The 19934-nt window shown below is 46.3% G+C and carries 22 protein-coding genes and 1 other RNA gene; 15 read left to right on the top strand and 8 right to left on the bottom strand.

Annotated elements, in window-relative coordinates:
• Window positions 1–41: 41 nt before the first annotated feature.
• The 3 genes from ssrS to ACTF5U_RS06320 all read right to left on the bottom strand — a co-directional run bounded on the left by ssrS (window position 42) and on the right by ACTF5U_RS06320 (window position 781).
• Window positions 42–226, bottom strand: a non-coding RNA gene (gene ssrS, locus ACTF5U_RS06330) — 6S RNA.
• Window positions 227–269: 43 nt separating this feature from the next.
• Window positions 270–575: a cell division protein ZapA gene (locus tag ACTF5U_RS06325; RefSeq protein WP_438970799.1), complete on the bottom strand. Its 306-nt coding sequence runs from the start codon at window positions 573–575 to the stop codon at window positions 270–272.
• Window positions 572–781, bottom strand: a complete 210-nt coding sequence (locus ACTF5U_RS06320; protein ID WP_438970798.1) for a TIGR02449 family protein — start codon at window positions 779–781, stop codon at window positions 572–574. The genes ACTF5U_RS06325 and ACTF5U_RS06320 overlap by 4 nt, the downstream gene beginning before the upstream one ends.
• Window positions 782–930: 149 nt before the next feature.
• Here ACTF5U_RS06320 and ACTF5U_RS06315 point away from each other — a divergent pair, with 149 nt between their 5' ends.
• The 5 genes from ACTF5U_RS06315 (at window position 931) to ACTF5U_RS06295 (ending at window position 5909) form a co-directional block, all read left to right on the top strand.
• Complete coding sequence (locus ACTF5U_RS06315; RefSeq protein WP_438970797.1) at window positions 931–1479, top strand: UPF0149 family protein; 549 nt, start codon at window positions 931–933, stop codon at window positions 1477–1479.
• On the top strand, window positions 1479–2792 hold the full coding sequence (gene pepP / locus ACTF5U_RS06310; protein WP_438970796.1) for a Xaa-Pro aminopeptidase: 1314 nt from the start codon (window positions 1479–1481) through the stop codon (window positions 2790–2792). Before ACTF5U_RS06315 ends, pepP begins: the two co-directional genes overlap by 1 nt.
• A gap of 1 nt (window position 2793) precedes the next feature.
• Entirely contained in the window at window positions 2794–3999 is a 1206-nt protein-coding gene (gene ubiH, locus ACTF5U_RS06305; RefSeq protein WP_438970795.1) for a 2-octaprenyl-6-methoxyphenyl hydroxylase, read from the top strand.
• A complete protein-coding gene (locus tag ACTF5U_RS06300; protein WP_438970794.1) occupies window positions 3996–5207 on the top strand; it encodes a UbiH/UbiF/VisC/COQ6 family ubiquinone biosynthesis hydroxylase in 1212 nt (403 codons plus the stop codon). The genes ubiH and ACTF5U_RS06300 overlap by 4 nt, the downstream gene beginning before the upstream one ends.
• Window positions 5208–5306: 99 nt before the next feature.
• Complete coding sequence (locus ACTF5U_RS06295) at window positions 5307–5909, top strand: DUF502 domain-containing protein (RefSeq protein ID WP_438970793.1); 603 nt, start codon at window positions 5307–5309, stop codon at window positions 5907–5909.
• Here ACTF5U_RS06295 and ACTF5U_RS06290 read toward each other — a convergent pair.
• The 3 genes from ACTF5U_RS06290 to rhlB are packed head-to-tail and all read right to left on the bottom strand — an operon-like array spanning window position 5906 to window position 8229.
• Window positions 5906–6601 (bottom strand): hypothetical protein, encoded by a 696-nt coding sequence (locus ACTF5U_RS06290; protein ID WP_438970792.1) that lies wholly within the window; start codon window positions 6599–6601, stop codon window positions 5906–5908. The genes ACTF5U_RS06295 and ACTF5U_RS06290 overlap by 4 nt on opposite strands.
• Entirely contained in the window at window positions 6588–6932 is a 345-nt protein-coding gene (locus tag ACTF5U_RS06285; protein ID WP_438970791.1) for a hypothetical protein, read from the bottom strand. The genes ACTF5U_RS06290 and ACTF5U_RS06285 overlap by 14 nt, the downstream gene beginning before the upstream one ends.
• Window positions 6916–8229 (bottom strand): ATP-dependent RNA helicase RhlB, encoded by a 1314-nt coding sequence (gene rhlB / locus ACTF5U_RS06280; protein WP_438970790.1) that lies wholly within the window; start codon window positions 8227–8229, stop codon window positions 6916–6918. Before rhlB ends, ACTF5U_RS06285 begins: the two co-directional genes overlap by 17 nt.
• Before the next feature lie 99 nt (window positions 8230–8328).
• Between rhlB and trxA the strand changes: the two genes are divergently transcribed.
• From trxA to ACTF5U_RS06235, 9 genes are all read left to right on the top strand, one after another.
• A complete protein-coding gene (trxA, locus tag ACTF5U_RS06275; protein ID WP_438970789.1) occupies window positions 8329–8655 on the top strand; it encodes a thioredoxin TrxA in 327 nt (108 codons plus the stop codon).
• A 179-nt stretch (window positions 8656–8834) separates the two neighbouring features.
• Window positions 8835–11012 carry a DNA helicase II gene (uvrD, locus tag ACTF5U_RS06270; RefSeq protein WP_438970788.1) on the top strand — a complete coding sequence of 726 codons (2178 nt, stop codon included), beginning with the start codon at window positions 8835–8837 and terminating at the stop codon, window positions 11010–11012.
• Window positions 11013–11030: 18 nt separating this feature from the next.
• Window positions 11031–12140: a TRAP transporter substrate-binding protein gene (locus ACTF5U_RS06265; RefSeq protein ID WP_438970787.1), complete on the top strand. Its 1110-nt coding sequence runs from the start codon at window positions 11031–11033 to the stop codon at window positions 12138–12140.
• Window positions 12137–12388 (top strand): hypothetical protein, encoded by a 252-nt coding sequence (locus ACTF5U_RS06260; protein ID WP_438970786.1) that lies wholly within the window; start codon window positions 12137–12139, stop codon window positions 12386–12388. Before ACTF5U_RS06265 ends, ACTF5U_RS06260 begins: the two co-directional genes overlap by 4 nt.
• Window positions 12385–12894 (top strand): DUF411 domain-containing protein, encoded by a 510-nt coding sequence (locus ACTF5U_RS06255; protein ID WP_438970785.1) that lies wholly within the window; start codon window positions 12385–12387, stop codon window positions 12892–12894. The genes ACTF5U_RS06260 and ACTF5U_RS06255 overlap by 4 nt, the downstream gene beginning before the upstream one ends.
• Before the next feature lie 11 nt (window positions 12895–12905).
• Window positions 12906–13766 (top strand): EamA family transporter, encoded by an 861-nt coding sequence (locus tag ACTF5U_RS06250; protein ID WP_438970831.1) that lies wholly within the window; start codon window positions 12906–12908, stop codon window positions 13764–13766.
• Window positions 13767–13820: 54 nt separating this feature from the next.
• A complete protein-coding gene (locus ACTF5U_RS06245; RefSeq protein ID WP_438970784.1) occupies window positions 13821–14690 on the top strand; it encodes an SMP-30/gluconolactonase/LRE family protein in 870 nt (289 codons plus the stop codon).
• Window positions 14690–15895 (top strand): DEAD/DEAH box helicase, encoded by a 1206-nt coding sequence (locus ACTF5U_RS06240; protein ID WP_438970783.1) that lies wholly within the window; start codon window positions 14690–14692, stop codon window positions 15893–15895. Before ACTF5U_RS06245 ends, ACTF5U_RS06240 begins: the two co-directional genes overlap by 1 nt.
• Window positions 15888–16376 carry a paraquat-inducible protein A gene (locus ACTF5U_RS06235; protein WP_438970782.1) on the top strand — a complete coding sequence of 163 codons (489 nt, stop codon included), beginning with the start codon at window positions 15888–15890 and terminating at the stop codon, window positions 16374–16376. Before ACTF5U_RS06240 ends, ACTF5U_RS06235 begins: the two co-directional genes overlap by 8 nt.
• 11 nt (window positions 16377–16387) lie before the next feature.
• On the opposite strand, the gene ACTF5U_RS06230 is transcribed toward ACTF5U_RS06235, so the two are convergent.
• Window positions 16388–17209 carry an alpha/beta fold hydrolase gene (locus tag ACTF5U_RS06230; RefSeq protein WP_438970781.1) on the bottom strand — a complete coding sequence of 274 codons (822 nt, stop codon included), beginning with the start codon at window positions 17207–17209 and terminating at the stop codon, window positions 16388–16390.
• A gap of 201 nt (window positions 17210–17410) precedes the next feature.
• A complete protein-coding gene (locus tag ACTF5U_RS06225) occupies window positions 17411–18472 on the bottom strand; it encodes a tetratricopeptide repeat protein (RefSeq protein WP_438970780.1) in 1062 nt (353 codons plus the stop codon).
• 294 nt (window positions 18473–18766) lie between these two features.
• On the opposite strand from ACTF5U_RS06225, the gene ACTF5U_RS06220 reads away from it, so the two are divergent.
• Window positions 18767–19934 (top strand): autotransporter outer membrane beta-barrel domain-containing protein (locus ACTF5U_RS06220; protein ID WP_438970779.1); only part of this gene is annotated, 1168 nt, incomplete at its 3' end.

Here is a 19934-nt window from a genome sequence, read left to right as displayed (position 1 = left end):
TCATTATTATTTTCTAGCAGCGATGAGGATAAAGGGGGGAAATATGCCCCACAGTGTCGGTACGAACGGGGTTCTTGAACCAGAGAGTTCAAGAGGGAAACTTCATGAGGATGGCAAACTTCCCGTCAAAAGCGGGCCTGTTTTTCAACCTCGTCATATCAGTTTCCTTAAGCATTTGCTTATCGGCTCAAGACACGCTTGTCGCTATCGATCACCGCAGGGACATAACCAAATTGTACGCAAATTCAGGTTTGTCTGTTCAAGTTTTTTTATAGCTCAAGCTGGCGATCTTCGTCCAGAAAAGCGCTAACTCGCTCTTTAAGTTGTACTATTTTGTTATTCACTTTTTCCATGTCATGACCTTCATCATGCTGGAACACGATCAATTCGTGCGCTAAATTCAGTGCCGCCATAACCGCAATACGATCGACACCGACTACTTTGCCCGAGCTACGAATCTTTTCCATATTGTCATGGACCATTCGCGCTGAAGCAATCAGAGCCTCTTTTTCTTCTTCCGGACAGGCAATTTGATATTCCTTTCCCAGAATATTGACGGTAACGGGTGAACTCATAATTCGCTATCCAATCCTTTAAGACGACTGACCATTTTTTCAATACGGCCGCGGGCCACATCAGTTTTTTCGATTAGCTGGGAACGTTCGGTCAACCATGCAGCCTGCTGGGATCGCAGTAACATGTTTTCTTCCCGCAAACGACGACTGGTACGAAGCAGTTCATCTACTTGTTGTTCCAATTGTTGAATCGCATTTTTATCCATTAATATGAGTTCTTGACTGTGCGAGAATAAGGCTAACTATAGACGCGGCCTGCCGACCGGGTCAACAACTGTCATAATAGACAGCGATCAGGGTCTGATTAGTTAGAACTAATTATGACTATCTACATTACAACATTCAGGTTTTATTTATGTCACAACTTTACTTTCCTTCTCTGTCAGCTGACCAACAGACCGGAGATGGTCCGGCTACTCTGGCCGAACTTCAGGGTGCATTATGCGGCTTACTGTGTATGGATTCTATGGCTGACCGCACAAACTGGTACAAAAGTTTATTTGATGACTTTGCCCCGGCGGATGAAGAAAAGCTGGATTTAACCCATTTATTCGATGAGACGATTCAAGCGCTAAACAGTCTCGACTTCGATTTTCAGATGGAATTACCTGCGGACAATGCGCCACTGGCGTCACGTCTTTCCGCTCTTGCTGACTGGTGTCAGGGTCTGGCCTATGGCTTGGGCGTCTCGGGCATGAGCAATGAAACGGAATTATCTGATGATTGTCAGGAATATGTCACTGATGTGATAAAAGTCAGTCAGGTAAGCTTTGACGAAGTCGAAGAAACTGAAGAAGAAAGAGCCAACTTTGAAGAACTGGTTGAATATATGCGCATGGGTCTGTTTTTACTTTATGGCGAAATGCAGCCTGTCGATCCAACCCAAGAAAGCACAGAGCACTAATGTTAAAAAAAGAATTTGCTAAACGTCGTCAGCGACTAATGGAAATTATGGGAGAAGACAGTATTGCTGTGTTACCCAATGCACCGGTTGCCAATCGTAACCGCGATGTTGACTTTCCTTACCGCAGTGACAGTAACTTTCAATACCTGACCGGATTCGATGAACCCGAGTCGGTGATGGTGTTAATCCCGGGCCGCGAGCATGGTGAATATATTCTGTTCTGCCGCGAACGTGATCTCGATAAGGAAATATGGGATGGCTATCGCGCCGGGCAAGAAGGCGCAGTAAGCACATATGGTGCTGATGACTCTTACCCTATTACGGATCTGGATGATATTTTGCCCGGTCTGCTGGAAGGCAGAGAAAAGGTGTATTACACCATGGGGAATCAGCCTAGTTTCGACCAGCACATGGTGACATGGCTCAATCACCTGCGTCAGGCGTCACGTGCCGGCAAACACTCCCCCACTGAGATCATTGAACTCGAACATTGTCTCAACGAGTTGCGACTGTTTAAAAGCAGCCAAGAAATCAAAGCAATGCGTCATGCTGCCAAAGCATCGGTTCAAGCGCACATCCGTGCCATGCAGTTTACGGCGGCAGGAAAATGGGAGTTTGAAGTCGAAGCAGAGCTCATTCACGAATTTATGAAAAATGGCTGTCGCTCACCCGCCTACCCTTCCATTGTAGGTGGCGGTGAGAATGGTTGCATTCTGCATTACATTGAAAATAGCAGCAAACTTAAAAACAATGATTTATTGTTGATTGATGCCGGTGCCGAGTTTGAATGTTATGCAGCAGACATCACCCGAACCTTCCCCGTTAACGGTAAGTTTACCCGTGCACAACGACAGCTTTATCAAATCGTATTGGATGCTCAAAAAGCCGCTATCGCTGCAGTCAAGCCCGGTAATCATTGGAATCAGCCACATGAGGCCGCCATAGAAGTATTAACTCAGGGATTACTTGATTTAGGCTTATTAAAAGGTGATTTGGACCAGCTGATCAAAGATGGCGCTTACCGTGAGTTTTATATGCATCGAACTGGTCACTGGTTGGGTATGGACGTTCATGATGTAGGTGATTACAAAGTAGGCGGTGAATGGCGATTACTGGAGCCTGGCATGGTACTGACAGTCGAACCAGGCCTGTATATTCGCGACCCTGCTCATGTCGATAAAAAATGGCACTTCACGGGTATCCGGATTGAAGATGATGTTCTGGTCACAAAAACCGGTTGTGAAGTATTAACCGAGGCGGCGCCCAAGGAGATAGACGCTATCGAAACCTTAATGTCAAAGGCGATATACTAAATTGAACCTGACTGAGTTTGATCTGTTAATTGTTGGCGGCGGCATGGTCGGCGCCAGTCTGGCTATCGCCCTGAAAAATAGTGATCTCAAGATTGGGCTTATCGAAGCCCAGTCTCTAAAAACCGATAGCCAACCCAGTTATGATGACCGTGGTATAGCCCTGAGCTATGGTTCTCAACGCATATTCAACAGCATGGGACTGTGGTCAGATGTTGCGGCATTCACCACCGCGATTAAACATATTCATGTTTCAGAACGCGGCCGATTTGGTGTGACACGCCTTTCTGCCGAAACGGAACAGGTGCCGGCATTAGGCCATGTCTTAACAGCTCGAGAATTAGGTCATCAACTTAACAATCGGCTTCAACAACAGGCTAATTTAACCTTACTTTGCCCGGATCAAGTTAAAGCGCTTAGGCATAATCAATCGCAAGTCGAATTAACGCTCAACTCAGGCAATATATGTAAAGCCAAGTTGGTGGTTGCGGCAGATGGAAAAAATTCCACTATCAGAGAGTTACTAGGCGTTGACGCCTGGGAACAGTTTTACGAACAGACCGCTGTGACAGCAAATATCAGCACCGACAAACCCCATCATGGCTGGGCTTATGAGCGCTTTACTGAGACGGGGCCAATGGCATTACTGCCCATGTCAGATAACCGTTGCAGCCTGGTCTGGACCGTTAAATCAGGTGATGAAAATAATTTACTCAGCATCAGTGATAAGGCCTTTATTGAACGCTTACAAGAGCGATTTGGCTATCGGGCCGGACGCTTTACCCGGGTAGGCCAACGTCACAGCCATCCTCTGACACTGATGCAGGCGGATATGCCGGTTCAGGATCGTATTGTATTCATCGGTAACGCAGCGCACAGCCTGCACCCCATTGCCGGGCAAGGCTTCAATCTGGGTTTACGTGATGTCGCCGTACTGGCCGATCTTATCCATAACCAACAAAAAGACTGTGGCGATTTGCGTCTACTGCAAGCGTATCAGCAATGGCGACAGAAGGATCAGGACCAAGTTGTCAGAACGACTGACAGATTGGTCAAGTTGTTCAGTAACGATATCAGCCTACTCGGCCACCTGCGCGGCGCTGGCTTGGCAATCACAGACTTGATGCCATTTGCAAAACACGGACTGGCCCAAAAAAGTATGGGACTAGGCCAAAAACAACCTCGTTTGGGTAGAGGCATAACTTTATGAATGCACAATTCGATATCGCTATTGTGGGTGGCGGAATGGTGGGTGCCACACTGGCACTGGCACTGTCGAAACATGCTGATTTTCGTATTGCATTGATTGAAGCGCATACGCCAACACAGCTTAATGTTGATGCCTCTTATGAACTTCGTGTCAGCGCCTTAACCCGAAGCAGCGAATCGATTCTACAAAACCTTGGGGTCTGGCAATACCTACCCGAAAAGCGCCTAAGTGCCTTTACTGATATGAAAGTGTGGGAGAGCGCTGACAGTGAAATACATTTCAATAGTGCTGATATGGGTGAACCTTGGCTAGGCCACTTACTGGAAAACCGAGTGTTACAACAGACCTGTCTGGATTTATGCAAAAAAACCGCAAACATCGACGTGATCAGCCCAGCATCACCACTCAGCTATGAACCCTTCCGGCTTGAACTTGATAACGGTCAACACATTAATGCCAAATTAATCATAGCCGCTGATGGCGCTCATTCAGCATTAAGACAATGGGCCAAAATTCCATTCAAAGGCTGGTCCTATCAACAAAAAGGCTTGGTTTGCACGGTGACGACCGAGCATTCCCACCAGCATACAGCGTGGCAACGCTTTTTGACCGAGGGACCGCTCGCTTTTTTGCCTCTAGCTGATGAACATCAAAGCTCTATCGTATGGTCATTAAACACCGATAGCGCTGATCGGTTGATGGATCTACCTGAAACTGAGTTTATTGAGGCTTTAAACGCTGCCTATGAAGAAAAACTGGGTAAAGTCACCGCCATCAGTGAACGTGCCGCTTTTCCGCTTCAACTTCAACATGCGGCCACTTATATTCAGCCGGGATTCGCCTTAGTGGGCGATGCGGCGCACACCATCCATCCGTTAGCCGGCCAGGGAGTAAACATCGGTCTGCTTGATGCAGCAACATTGAGTGAAGTAGTCATCAACGCTGCGGTGCATGGTCGCGACATCGGCAGTTTACACACACTGCAAAAATACCAACGTCAACGTCGTGCTGATAATGTTTTGATGCAACTGAGCATGGACATGTTCAAACGCGTTTTCAGCAATCAGATCGGCCCTCTCCGGTGGTTGAGGAAAACAGGTTTGAAAAGCGTCAATCAAAACGCATGGTTGAAAAACCTATTTATGCATCAGGCCGCCAGTCGAGTTTTTGCTCAACCCAGTTTAAGTAAGCGGCCTATTTCAGACTAAGCATTTTAGGCTGTGACGTAGCTCGCGTGCAGTGTGTCCCTTGATACGGAAGTACGGTTACTATCTATACTAGCCATAAAGCTCACAAGGAGAATTATTATGTTTGGAACACTTGCCCGCTTATTCATAACAGGTTTGATCACTATATTACCTGTCATGCTCACCCTGTATCTGGTTTCGTGGTTTGTCATTACAACGGAACAAGCCTTGGGGCAAGTAATTAAATTTATCCTGCCAGATTATTTTTACTGGCCAGGCATGGGGGTGGTTGCTGGTATTGGTTTAGTCTTTGCTATCGGCATTCTGATGCAGACTTACGTGGTTAAAATTCTCTTCAGTAAGATTGAAGAAATGCTCTATCACATGCCCTTAATTAAATCGGTATACGGGGCGATTCGTGACTTTTTCCAATACTTCTCTCCTGGCCGCAAAAATCAGTTCCAACAAGTAGTGGCAGTTCAGTTCGAAAATGGTATGGAGTTGATTGGTTTTGTAACAATCAGTTCATCAGAAGATTTGCCTGTCATCGACGGTGATGAAGAAGAACGGGTACTGGTGTACCTACCTATGAGTTACAACGTAGGTGGTTATCCGGTGATGATTGCCAAGAGTAAACTGCGTAACGTTGATATGACGATGGAGCAGGCAATGCGTTTTATCATTACAGCGGGCGTTGCTTTCAATAACGGTGACAATCACTAGATAGGTAAAAACACCAAGGAAGCGGCTCGCACCACAAAGGTTTTAATAATCCGGCCTGTTTTCTGCGAGATAACCAAAGCCAGATTGTCCTGAGTCGCAATCATGCGTCCAATAAGGCGCTGATAACTTAAGTTTCGCGTCTCCTCAGACAGGCTGTCACTTAAAATTAATAAATTTCCATCCCTATCCCGTTTTTTTGCCAAAAGCCAGGCTGCAATCTCAATATTACGGGCACTGTTGTAGAGCTTTTGCTGATCGATAGACGTCAGATAGAAAAACTCCTGATGATTGTCATACGATGCCATCAGCATCTTTCTTAATCCGACAATGAAAGCTAATACCCGATCGCCCTGGTAACGCTCATCCATTGCCAATCTTACGATATCGGTAGGCTTTTTAATGCGCTTAAACTCAGGATAATTAAAATCAAAACGACGGGAAAAAGTCAGATCGACGCTTGCTTTAATCGACCTGATTTCACGATCATAACGAAGGTTAGGATTACGTTTATACAGCTTGACCATCAATTTTTTAAGGTCACCTAAAACAGCTTTTTGGTGGATTTCGATGACTTCATCGACATCACTTTTTGCCAGTCTTGATAGGCCGGCATTGCTATTTTGAGTTGAATTACCGGTTGCACAACCGGTGACGAGCCATACACTGCATAGCAGGATGCTAAACCATCTCATCCAAAAACTGTCCTTGTGCCGAAGATTGTTGATTAGGGATTTCGTTTATGAAGAGATACTGCTGAACAGCAGCAGGTAAAACCTGACTTTGCGCCGCCCCATCACTGAATTGGCGCTCTGTGGTAGAAAAATTGCGAACAAATCGTGCCTGTTGACCATCCTGACTGGACGTTGCAGGTAGAACAACAGTTGTAGTATCCGGTCTATTATCTGCGACGACAGGCTTAACGTCAGCATTAGCATCAAAGACAACTGGCAGACGAGCGTTACTACGCCCGTTCGCGGGAGCGAGCGGGTAATAATCAGCCGGTCTGTTACTGTTTATCTGCATTTGAGTTCATTTTCGCCGGCGCTTTTCCCTGCCTGTTATTGTTTCGACGCGGCCGGCGGTTTTTCCCCGAGTCGTTATATTTCCTATCACTTGACGGCTTTTTCTCACGTTTTATCGGCGGCTTGGGGGTGACGAGCGTCTCATCTGTTGTCGAAGCCACGGGCAGTTTATGTTTAATATAATCTTCGATTTCGGGCAAAGAAAACACAAACTCTTCACACGCAAAACTAATCGCCACGCCACTGGCACCAGCTCGAGCTGTTCTGCCGGTGCGATGCACATAATCCTCTACATCCTGCGGCAGATCGTAATTAAACACATGTGACACCGCAGGTATGTGGAGGCCACGTGCCGCTACATCTGTCGCGACCAGGAACGGAAACTCACCCTCTTGAAAATGCTGTAGTAAGCGTTCCCGTTTTTTCTGGGGCACATCACCTGACAACAGTGAGGCTTTATGACTATTGCCTTCCAGATAGCGCCAGACACGATCGGCTACATGCTTGGTATTGACGAATATAATGCCCCGTTCCGGCTGTAATCGCTCTATTAGAGACAATAATAAAGGGACTTTTTCTTCATTTGCCGGGTAATACACCCATTCCTCAATACGATCACCCATCATTTTTTCCGGGGCGATCTGTACTTTTTCGGGATTATTCATATGCTCATAGGCTAATTCACTTACTTTATAGCTGAGCGTAGCGGAAAAAAGCATACCGAGTCGTTTATCAGGCGCAGGAATGCGACGTAAAAAATAGCGCACATCTTTAATGAACCCCAGATCAAACATACGATCCGCTTCATCTAGGACCATGGCCTCAATAAATTTCAGGCTGAATACACGCTGTTTCTGATAATCAAGCAATCTGCCCGGTGTACCGATCAACACGTCCACACCATCGGTGATATTATCGCGTTGACGCTGATAATCCTTACCACCATGTGCTATCGCAATCCGAAGTCCGGATTCGACATTGAGTAGCGCCGCATCTTTCGCAATCTGAATCGCAAGTTCACGTGTTGGCGCAAGAATTAATGCGCGGGGTTGTTTTTTATCCCAATTCTCTGGAGGCGGTGTTTCCAGTAAACGCTGAAAAGTCGCTAACAGGAAAGCAATTGTTTTACCCGTTCCTGTTTGCGCTTGTCCCGCGACATCACGGCCAGCAAGCAAAAAAGGCAGCGACTGCGCCTGGATTGGCGTACAGAATTCGAAGCCTGCTTTGGCCAATCCGGCCCGCAGGGAAGCATGGAGCGGCAGTGTTGAAAAGGCCTGCTCGGTTAAATGTGCACTCATATAAATACTTGCATTAGCTCTGATGATAGGAAAAAATGTTAGGCTCTATCGCATGGGAGTATAGACCCACGATACTTTATATACCACTGGAGATAAAACATGAGCGAAAACGTCACCAACGTGACCGATGGCGACTTTGATAGCCAAGTATTGCAGTCCGACATTCCTGTTCTGGTTGATTACTGGGCAGAATGGTGTGGTCCCTGCAAAATGATTGCACCTGTTTTGGAAGAGATTGGTTCTGAATATGCAGGCAAATTAAAGATCTGCAAACTGAACATTGACGAAAACCAGGACACACCGCCGCGCTATGGCATCCGTGGTATCCCTACTCTGATGCTATTCAAGGGTGGTGAAGTCGAAGCAACGAAAGTAGGCGCTTTAACGAAGTCACAATTGTCCGCCTTTCTGGACAGCAACATTTAAGCTTGTCCTATCCCCCCACATCTTTTTGGATGTGGGGAAGGCCAACCCCATTCGATTCATTTCTGTATCGCAGTGACAGGTCATTGTGATGCTCAGAAAATGATTGTGCTTCTTCCTACCTGCTTGTCTGGCGCCGACAGGTGGCTACTACAGCTATTCTCTGACCTTATGATCAAATAATGGATGTTTCCGAGTTACTGAACGACCTTAATAAGCCACAGCGTGAAGCAGTGGCCGCTCCTTTAGGCCATGCCCGCATTCTTGCCGGAGCGGGAAGCGGAAAAACACGTGTTTTAGTGCATCGCATTGCCTGGCTTATTCAGGCAGAGAATTTTTCACCATCGAATATTCTTGCAGTGACATTCACTAATAAAGCCGCGGCTGAAATGCGAGGACGCATCGAAGATATTCTCGGGTTTCCACCCGGCGGAATGTGGGTCGGCACATTCCATGGACTGGCTCACCGCTTGCTGCGCGCTCACTGGAAAGACGCCGACTTGCCGCAGAGCTTTCAAATCCTTGATAGTGATGATCAACTCCGGATGCTCAAACGCATCGTCCGCGGCATGGAGCTGGATGAAGCGCAGTGGCCGCCAAAGCAGGCGCAATGGTATATCAATGGTCAAAAGGACGAGGGACTTCGAGCCAAGGACATCCAGGCGGGTAACGATCCATACTCACAAAAGATGTTGGCTATTTATCAGGCTTATGAGCAGACGTGTCAGCGTGCCGGCGTCATCGACTTTGGCGAAATTTTATTGCGCAGTCATGAACTCTGGCTTAAGCGGCCTGATATTCTGGCTCAGTATCAGCAACGTTTCCGCCAGATTCTAGTTGATGAATTTCAGGATACCAATACGCTTCAATATGCTTGGTTGCGTTTACTGACAGGCAATAGTGGCAATCTCTTCATCGTCGGTGATGACGATCAATCCATCTATGGTTGGCGTGGCGCCCGTATCGAAAACATCCAGAAATTTGATACCGACTATCCGGACTCCAGCACCATTCGTCTAGAACAGAACTATCGATCCACTGGCAATATATTGAAAGCGGCTAATGCTGTTATTTCTAATAACAGCGAGCGCCTCGGTAAAGAGCTGTGGACAGAAGACGACGATGGCACACCGATCCAGGTATACAACGCCTTTAACGAACGCGATGAAGCCTCATATCTGGTCGAACAAATTCGCAAATGGGTCAGTGAGGGTAATCAACGCAGCGATACTGCTGTTTTGTATCGTTCTAATGCGCAATCGCGGGTCATAGAGGAAGCCTTATTACAGACGGGTACACCCTACCGTGTTTATGGTGGTTTACGTTTCTTCGAACGTGCTGAAATCAAAGATGTTCTCGCCTACCTTAGATTAATAGCGAACCGTCAGGATGATGCCGCCTTTGAGCGCATCATCAATACGCCCACCCGAGGTATAGGTGCGGCTACACTGACGCAAGTAAGACAGTATGCGCGTGAGCGTGGCATCACTATGTGGCAAAGCTCAATTGAGATGCTCGATGCTAAAGCCTTTGCTGCACGGGCTGGCAATGCATTGGCCGGTTTTATGACCTTAATCGATTCGCTGACACCCGAAAGTGCCGATATGCCCTTGCATGAGTTAACGCAATTGGTGGTAGATGAAACCGGTTTACGTGCCCACTTTGGCAAAGATAAATCCGAAAAAGGCCAGGGCCGTATAGAAAACCTGGATGAACTGGTCGCCGCAACGCGACAATTTAAGCGTCCGCAAGACGAAGAATATGAAAACATGACGGATCTAGATGCCTTTTTGTCACATGCCGCGCTGGAAGCAGGTGAAAATCAAGGTGACCGATGGGAAGACTGCGTGCAATTAATGACTTTGCACTCAGCGAAGGGCCTGGAATTCCCGCTGGTCTTTATGGTGGGAATGGAAGAAGGCTTATTCCCGGGGCAAAAATCGAGCGATGATCCGCTTCGTCTCGCCGAAGAACGCCGGCTTTGTTATGTTGGGATGACGCGTGCCAGACAAACGCTGTATCTGCTCTATACCGAACAACGTTTTCTCTACGGTCAGGAAATGATCCAACGACCATCCCGCTTTTTAAGTGAACTGCCGACCGACTGCATTGAAGAAGTGCGCGCTCGCAACAACCATATTTCACCGGGACTTTCAGCTAGAAACCGTTCGAACTCAAATAGTCTGGACACCAATGAAACCGGTTTAAAAACGGGCCAACAGGTACACCACCAAAAATTTGGTAGTGGTATCGTCATCGATACCGAAGGAGCTGGCAAAAATGCCCGGGTACAGGTTAACTTTAAACATGCCGGAAGTAAGTGGCTTGTTCTCGCATATGCTAAGTTAGACGTCTTATAACTCAGGATCGACACAACCATGCTGAAAACTGCTTTTATCCGTTCTTTATTACTTAGCCTGCTGGCTACCGTGTTGTTAACAGCCTGCGGACCAGAAGACAGTAGTGGCACCGGTTCTGCAGTATCCGACGGTAAAATTTATAACTGGAAAATGGTAACCACCTGGCCGCCTGGCTTTCCGGTATTACAAGAAGGCGCTGAACGCTTCGCTGACAATATTAAAACCATGTCCAATGGTCGTCTGAATATCAAAGTCTATGCCGGTGGTGAATTAATTCCGGCTCTGCAGGCGTTTGATGCCGTGTCGCAGGGTACCGTTGAAATGGGACATGGCAGTGCCTATTACTGGGCAGGAAAAGTACCTGAAGCTCAATTCTTCTCTACTGTCCCTTTTGGAATGACTCCTCGCGGCATGAATGCCTGGCTCTATCACGGTGGAGGCCTCGAACTATGGCGTGAAGTTTACGAGCCATTCCACGTTGTTCCGTTCCCACTTGGCAACACGGGTGTGCAAATGGGTGGATGGTTTAATAAAGAAATCAACTCGGTTGAGGACCTGCAGGGGCTGAAAATGCGGATTCCTGGTCTTGGAGGTAAGGTGTTTGCCAAGGCAGGGGGTAATCCAGTGCTTTTAGCAGGCAGTGAAGTTTATACCGCTCTGGAGCGTAATACGATTGATGCCACTGAGTGGATTGGTCCCTACCATGATCAACGTTTAGGATTGTATCGCGCTGCCAGACATTACTATTATCCGGGCTGGCATGAACCCGGTACCGTACTGGAACTCACAGTCAACAAACGCGCCTGGGATGGTTTGCCTGCTGATTTACAAGCCATTATCACCCACGCGGCAGAATCTGAGAATGTCTTAATGTTGTCAGAAATGGAACAAAAAAATATGACCGCATTAAAAGAATTGCAGGCACGCCAGGATGTTGAAATTCATCGTTTCCCGGATGATGTCTTACGCCGTCTGGAACAGATGACAGAGGAAACGTTGGCTGAAGAAGCGGCAGCGGATCCTGAGTTCAAACGTATCTATGACGCTTATGAAACATTCCGTCAGAAAGACGATGCATGGACAGCCATCTCAGAAAAGTCGTACCTTGCCATTGATAATGCGCCATGATCTTTATGATTTTCACCGAAGAAGGGCTGAGAGAAGCGGAAACAGAAATACTGTCGCAAAAAGCGACCCTGTGGCTGAACCCTTCGTTGCACGAAGAGTCTGATTTAACAGTTTTTAACGCTGCTGGTATTGATATTCATGTCTTACCCGAGCAAGTTGATACCATCAATGAAAAGACTGTGATGTCGGTCTTAACGCATGTTGAAAAAGTCAGTCCTAAAACCGAAATTTTTGTTGAATATCTGTGAAAAAAATATTATTCGTCTTATTTATCACCTTGAGCCTGCCACTTGCCGCTGATAGTGAGTGGGATCAGGCAGCGCTTGAATTGGAACAGCAAGCTGAAATTACGGTTTACCGGAGTCCAGACTGCCAGTGCTGTCATAAATGGATTCAACATCTGGAGAAGCATAACTTCAACGTTGCTGATGAGGTAACCCACAATTTATCTGAGATAAAACACCAATCAGGCATACCAAAAGTGATGGGCTCATGCCACACGGCCATGATTGATGGCTACCTGATTGAGGGGCATGTACCAGCAGATGACATCAAACGCTTATTGCTACAACAGCCCGCTATTAAAGGTTTATCTGTTCCCCAAATGCCTGTCGGCACACCGGGCATGGAAATGGGGCCACGTAAAGATAACTTTACCGTAATTAGTTTTGATGAAGCCGGTAACTACCGTATTTTTAACCGCTACACAGTGGGTTCTGATCAACTTTATCAATCTGTTCCACCTGAGGATTAAACTCCGTGGAAATGTTTGTGGTTCTGGGACGCCTGCTGTTCTCAGCGTTTTCTAATGTCTTTCAGAAACAGTTAACCCATCGTGGCTTGCATCCGTTTTTTATTGTGTTTGCTTCTTATGTGGTTCTGGCAATTATATGTCTGCCTCTGCTATGGACCTTTAATCCGTTTCAGCTAACACAGGCCTTCTGGGTAAACATTTTTTTTGCTGCGTTGCTCGATATGGCTGGGACCTTATTCCTCGTCATGTCACTCTCACGAACTGATTTGTCCGTATTCGGACCGCTCAATGCCTATAAGGTCGTGATTTCCATGATCCTGGCGATGATTTTTATTGGTGAGATTCCAAACGCTCAGGGCTTTTTTGGCGTATGTGTCATTGTAGCTGGCAGTTATTTTCTGTTTCCGCCCAAAACCAGCCAGGGAAGAATCTGGCACCTTTTTTCCGAAAAAGGCGTTCAATTCCGTTTTCTGTCGATTTTATTATTTTCTATCGGTACCTTACCGCTTAAAAATGCTGTTATTGCCGGAGGTGCGCTGCAAACGACTGTTTTTTGGTGTCTGATTGGTTTACCACTGGCGGGTTTAGCGCAGTGGCTGTTTGTACGTGATAATTTTCGCGAGGATTTGAGCTTAGCTAAAAATGAAATTTACTCACTGCTGTATCTGGGCTGTTTAATTTTCCTGATGCAATTCATGACCATGTTGGTTTTTTCAAAATTGCTGGTTGCTTACTCACTGGCTTTGTTTCAGTTAAGCATGGTTTTGCAGGTGTTTCTTGGCTATCGCATCTTTCATGAAAAACACATTTTTCGTCGACTGGGGGCCTGCCTGGTCATGGTCGGCGGCAGTCTGTTGGTGTTAAACGCCTGAGCATTTCCCCCCCGTGACTGCTATCATATTTGCATTATTGTAATGGAGGTAACAATGAAATTTCTTCCTGTTCTATTGGCGCTTAGCCTACTTTCAACATCTGCACTGGCCGGTCCAAAGTTAAAACCCGTATGGAAAACAACGCCAGACCTGATGGGACCAGAGTCTGTGATTTATCATCCTGGCAGCGATTCGCTGTTTGTTTCAAACGTGAATGGCGCTCCAGATGCCGTCGATGGTAATGGATTTATCACTCAGTTATCGGTGGATGGAAAAATTCTGAGCCTGCATTGGATGGATGAATTGAATGCGCCCAAGGGGTTGGCACTCAATGGTGACTATCTCTATGTTGCTGACATAAATGAACTGGTCGTTATTGACATCAAAAATGAAAAGATTGTGCAGCGTTACCCCGCTGAAGGCGCTCAATTTTTGAATGATGTCGCGATTGATAAGCATGATAATGTTTATGTCAGCGATATGATGACCAATCGTATTTATCGTCTGGCAGATGACGAATTCAAGCTATGGTTTGCTGATCCAGGCTTGGAAGCACCGAATGGTTTACTGGCCGAAAATGACAATTTAATTATTGGCAGTTGGGGCAATATGGTTGATGGATTTACCACTGATGTCCCCGGTCATCTCAAAAAGATCAATCTCAAAACAATGGAATTGACCAGTTTGGGGGATGGAACACCCGTCGGTAATTTAGATGGTGTCGAAGCAGATGGAATGGGCAATTATCTGGTCACTGATTGGATGAATGGTCGTTTGTTACAGATTTCACCGAATGGAAACAGTGAAACGCTGATTGAGTTTGAGCAAGGCAGCGCGGATCATACTGTGATGCCGGAGAAAAACTTGGTGATCGTTCCCATGATGCTCGAAAATGAAGTTGTCGCTTTTCGGATTATTCGTTAATGCAATTTGAAGATTTAATGCTCGATGAGTCGTTGCTATCAGCAGCTTCAGACCAAGGTTACAAAGAACCTACCCTGATTCAACAGGAGGCGATTCCGCTTCTACTGGCCGGCGAAGATGTGCTGGCTTGTGCCGCCACCGGTACCGGTAAAACGGCCGCATTCGTATTACCTTTGCTACAAAAACTGCTGGATGAACCAAATCACGGCAGGTTAGCCAAAGCGCTGATCCTGGCACCAACTCGTGAACTGGCATTTCAGATTCAGTTCGTTCTACATTCACTGGGCAAAGCAGATCAGCCTGTTATAGCGATGATAACTGGCGGCCAAGCACCAACCGCACAGTTAAGTTATCTGGACAACGGTTGCGATATCATCATCGCCACCCCCGGTCGTTTGCTTAACCTGGTAGAAAATGATCAAGCCGACCTTTCAGAGGTTGAATTTGTAGTGATTGACGAAGCCGACAGAATGCTGGATATGGGTCAGGGCCCCGATGTCGCGAATGTGCTCGCTACGATCACAACCGCATTCCAGACCAGTCTGTTTTCGGCAACGTTGGCAGGTTCAGGCGTTGAGCTGTTTGCCAATGCCCTTCTACCGAATGCTGCCCGGATTGAAGTCGATGCCTCGAATCAATATGCCAAACAAGTCACGCAGCAGGTTTATCTTGCTGATAACCGCGAGCATAAACAAGCGTTATTAGCTGCCGTGATTCAACAACCCGATTGTCAAAGTGCCTTAATCTTCTGTAATAAAAAAGAAAGAGCAGAAGAAGTCAACGCGTTTCTGCAATCACAGAACATATCAGCACAAGTTGTACATGGCGATTATGCTCAGGCAGATCGCCGTGAGCGAACACGTAAATTCCGCCAGGGCAAAATCAAAGCGCTGGTCGCCACCGATGTCGCGGCTCGGGGTCTGGATTTACCGCAAGTCAGTCATGTTATTAATTATGACGTTCCATTTCGGGGGGATATCTATATTCACCGTGTAGGTCGAACGGGTCGTGCCGGACATGCGGGCACCGCTGTCAATTTGGTAGAACCACATGATCACCAAAACCTGCAACGGGTAGAGCATCATATTGGCCAGGCGCTGCCGGTCTTAAAAATGAAAGGCCTGACGCCAAAAGCCAAAAGTAATAAGGTTAAGAGTAAGAACAAAGATAAGCCACGCTATATCGCTAAAAAAGATCGTGCCTGACGTCCAACAGCTTCAATCTCGTTTCACCCTACTTCGCTGGCTGCTTGCTATCAGCAGTCTTTTGCTAGTAGCAGGCTTGTTTCTACCGATGCTGACGATAACCCAATTTATCGTAGTCAGTAACAACTTCTCTGTCATTTCCGGTATTACAGAACTTTGGAAAGCTGAGCAGTATGTGCTGTTTATTGTCATTGGCTGTTTTAGCGTACTAGTGCCGCTGACTAAAATCATTTTGTTATTCAGATTATTACAAAATGATGAGCGCCCCCATCCGAATAAAATGAAGCTGCTCAGATTGGTCCATGATTATGGACGCTGGGCTATGTTGGATGTGATGGTCGTGGCTATGCTGATTGTCACCGTCAAGATGGGTGCCATCGCCAGCATTCAGATTCATCCCGGTTTGTATGTCTTTGGTGCCGCAGTGTTAATGATCATGCTCATCACTCAAATGACAGTTAATACGCTGGAGAAAACATAAGCAGAGTCACTTCACAAAGCCTCATTAAGCAAATCCGGCCATTGCTCTATCCAACAGCAATGATGATTGGCGAATTTGATAATTTTGATTTCCGGCTTGTGGCCAACAGGAAATCTGCGCTGAAAAGATGCGGCTACCGCCGGTGGCATAATCGTGTCTTCGGCACCGACATAATGCCGTTGGGGGGTATCCATTAACAACCGCCAATAATCTGCCGGATTCAGTGAACCCGTTAACGCTGAAACAGTGTGTAATGTTGTCCATTCTTTATGATCTAAATTACCAGCAATCGTCACTAACATCACCACATCATCTCGCCTTGCAGCCACTAGAGCTGCTACTCCACCTCCCCCAGAGTACCCAATTAATTCCACTTCTTGTGCTTGTGTCTCTGCTACTAATAAAGATATAGCTTGATCGATTGATGCAATCACTTCTGGTGCAAAACGATCTGATGTCCAATATTTTTGAGTACAGGCAGGCGATTGTACATACTGACAAGGACGACCGAGGTAGAACACCGCGCCACGAGGATCTTGCAGAGCAAGTTGTAATGCCACTGGGTTTAGAGGTGTAGGATTTGATGACGGTGTATTTTTATTTATCCAAGCCAGACCATCACCCTCAAGATAAATGACCAATCGTGAACTTATTTTTTGATCAGAAAAATAGAGCTTATGGGAAAAAAAATCGGTTTTTAATATTTTTTTGGTCCAGCCGAACTGCGATGCCAGTTTATCGGCATGTTCATTTCTACTAGCAGGATCAAGACTGGCACAACCTTGAATAACTAGCGCTATCATAAACAGCATATAAGTCAGCAAACGGTTCATTAATCACATTCTCTTGGCTGTTTGTAATATCCTGACTTAGTCATTAATAAAGTCATAAACCACTCCGGCAGTCATGGTAGGCATGGTTTGGTTGTTTATCTGGCGATTAACTCTTACGTTATCTTGCACCAACATAATCAGTTCGTCTCGGACGATTGTCTTCCACGTATTACGCGCCGATAATCCAGAGTGATAGAACAGTTAGTGATTATGCGGCTTTAAACCATAATGGTGGTGAGGCGTGTCATGGTTATTGTCGAACCATTGCTGGGCATTATTTCTAGCCTGATTTCTCTCTTGATCAGATAATTTAACTGCCAACGCGGACCGGTACAAATGTGCATCTTCATGGCCGCTAGAAGCGGCCAAATCAAACCATTTATACGCTTCGGAAAGGTCCTTTCCGGTCCCATTTCCAGCCATGTACATTTTCCCAAGATAAAATTGCGCATTTCTATCCCAACCTTTTGCAGCCAGAAGAAACCAATCCAAGGCCTCTGAAGGGTTAGGCTCTTCACCCATCCCAACATAGTTCATAAATCCTAAATCAAACATGGCAGTAACATGATTGTGCTGGGAAGCTTTGCTAAACCATTTTTTGGCTTCTTCCGGATTCTGTGTAACACCATTACCATCAAAATACATTTTCGCTACCCGGTACATTGCCTGATTCACCCCGTTATCGGCAGCGCGTTTAAACCATTTAAGTGCGAGGGCGAAGTCGTGATGAGGATTGATGCCGCTTGAATGGAGAAGACCGAGGTTAAACTGGGCTTGGGGATGCCCTTTTGCAGCCGCTTTTTGTAACCACTCCTTGGCGGATAAAAGATCTTTCGTTACCCCCTGCCCATGCATCAACATCGTGCCAACACTATATTGAGATGCAGCATTACCTTTCTCAGCCGCGCGCATAAAAGCAGTAAAAGATCGTGGAAAATCTTGTTTCAGCTGGTTTTCATTTCCTTTGTAAAAGATCATACCTAACGCATACGAAGCTTCGGTATGACCATTGTCCGATGCTTTTTCAAACCATTTGACCGCATTACCGATATCAGCTTTTCCGAGCTTACCTGAGAGCAGTAAAGCCCCTAAATTATATTGAGCATCAACATTGCCTTGTTCTGCTGCTGACTTCCACTCATTACGTGCCGTACTGAAGTCCCCTTGTGATGCTGCTTCCACACCATCATTAAAATCAGCCGCCACATTAAATGAGAACATCAAATAAATGATGGCGACAAATGGATAATGCGTTTTTTTCATTTTGGTTTAGATCCCTCTCTGAAAATAATAACTTCTCGAGTGATCATACTACTTGCTATTACGACTTTGTGAATGAGAAGTGTTTAAGTTAATGTCACCACAATAAGTGTGGACAAATTCACATTATGCACGTTATGGTTAAATAGAATTTCACTGCCGGAGGTGAGATTAAATTACATGCTTTATTTTAAAGTTTGTGGGTAGCACCAAAATCTGGATTAAATTACCATTAATCTATGGAAGTTTAATTACAAACATAAATGGACATCCAGAAAGATCACTAGGGAGTGACACATGAGACGATTGCTAAGCCTTTTTGCGATACCTTTTTTAATATGGTTTGCAATGCCAGTCCATGCTGGTCACCTATTCACCCAAGCTGCAGCCAATGAACCAATCAATCTGTCTTCAGGAACCGGTCTGGAAATTACGCAGCTCACTTATGAGGGGGGCGGCAATTCTGGAAGTGTGTCGATTGACTTTGATCAAACAGGTAGCGGCGACGCTGCACTTGAATGGTCCGCCGGTGATGCGGTTAAAGTTTCTATTGATAGCTGGACCCAGACCTTTTCTTACGACACGCTGACGTCAGACTTTACAACGGCATCTCAGAGCACGAACGGTCTTGATGTGACCGACCCATCGTTGGTAGCCGCTAATATTACAACTGGAAATGCAACAACCACTTTTACCGTTATTGCCACTGCAGGGCAGTTCAGATTTGAAGGCTATCGCATACAAGTCGTTGATTCGCGATACAACGGTACCGGTGCCGATACAATCACCCAGGATCAAGTGGTCTCTGAAGATGAACTAGGTGGAGGTGTTTTTGAGACTGCGGCGGAGAGCAATCAAACAAGTCTGGGGCAACATCTTGACTCCCTGAGCGGCTCCGCCACGGGAGAATTGGCGGATGTTATTACCATACTGGATGCAATGACCGATGAAAGTAAGGCTCTGGCAATGAAGTTGATCTCTCCCGAGCAGAGTCAAGTGCTCGGTCAGTCTGCCACAAACAACGTATCGACCGGTTTTGATACCGTGCAGGTTCGTCTGGACTCCGTGAGAAGTGGGACCACAGCGCTTTCAACAGCATCAACACAGCATCATGGCCAAGCCAGCGGCCTGTCATCAGGCGATGACAGCGTTCTGGAACGGCACGCATGGTTGAAAGCCATAGGAGCCAAGGCAGATCGTGACAGTGCAGGCGGATTCGCGGGTTCTGACGCTGACTTCCACGGTGTGATGGGTGGACTCGATTTCACATCAGATAGTCAGTTAACCCTCGGGGCGGCTTTTGCTTATGGCAAAACGGACGTTGATATGAACGACTTCCGCAATGGCGATGGGGCCGATATTGATACCTATCAATTAACGGCTTATTTCAGCAAATCGCTCGATAGGGTTTATTTCGAAGGTATGTTGTCTTATGCCTATCAGAATTACGAAACTAAGCGAAATA

Source organism: Methylophaga sp., assembly GCF_965655755.1.
GTDB lineage: Bacteria > Pseudomonadota > Gammaproteobacteria > Nitrosococcales > Methylophagaceae > Methylophaga.
The sequence above is the reverse complement of the archived record's forward strand: the minus strand, read 5'-3'. Positions and strand labels throughout refer to the sequence as shown.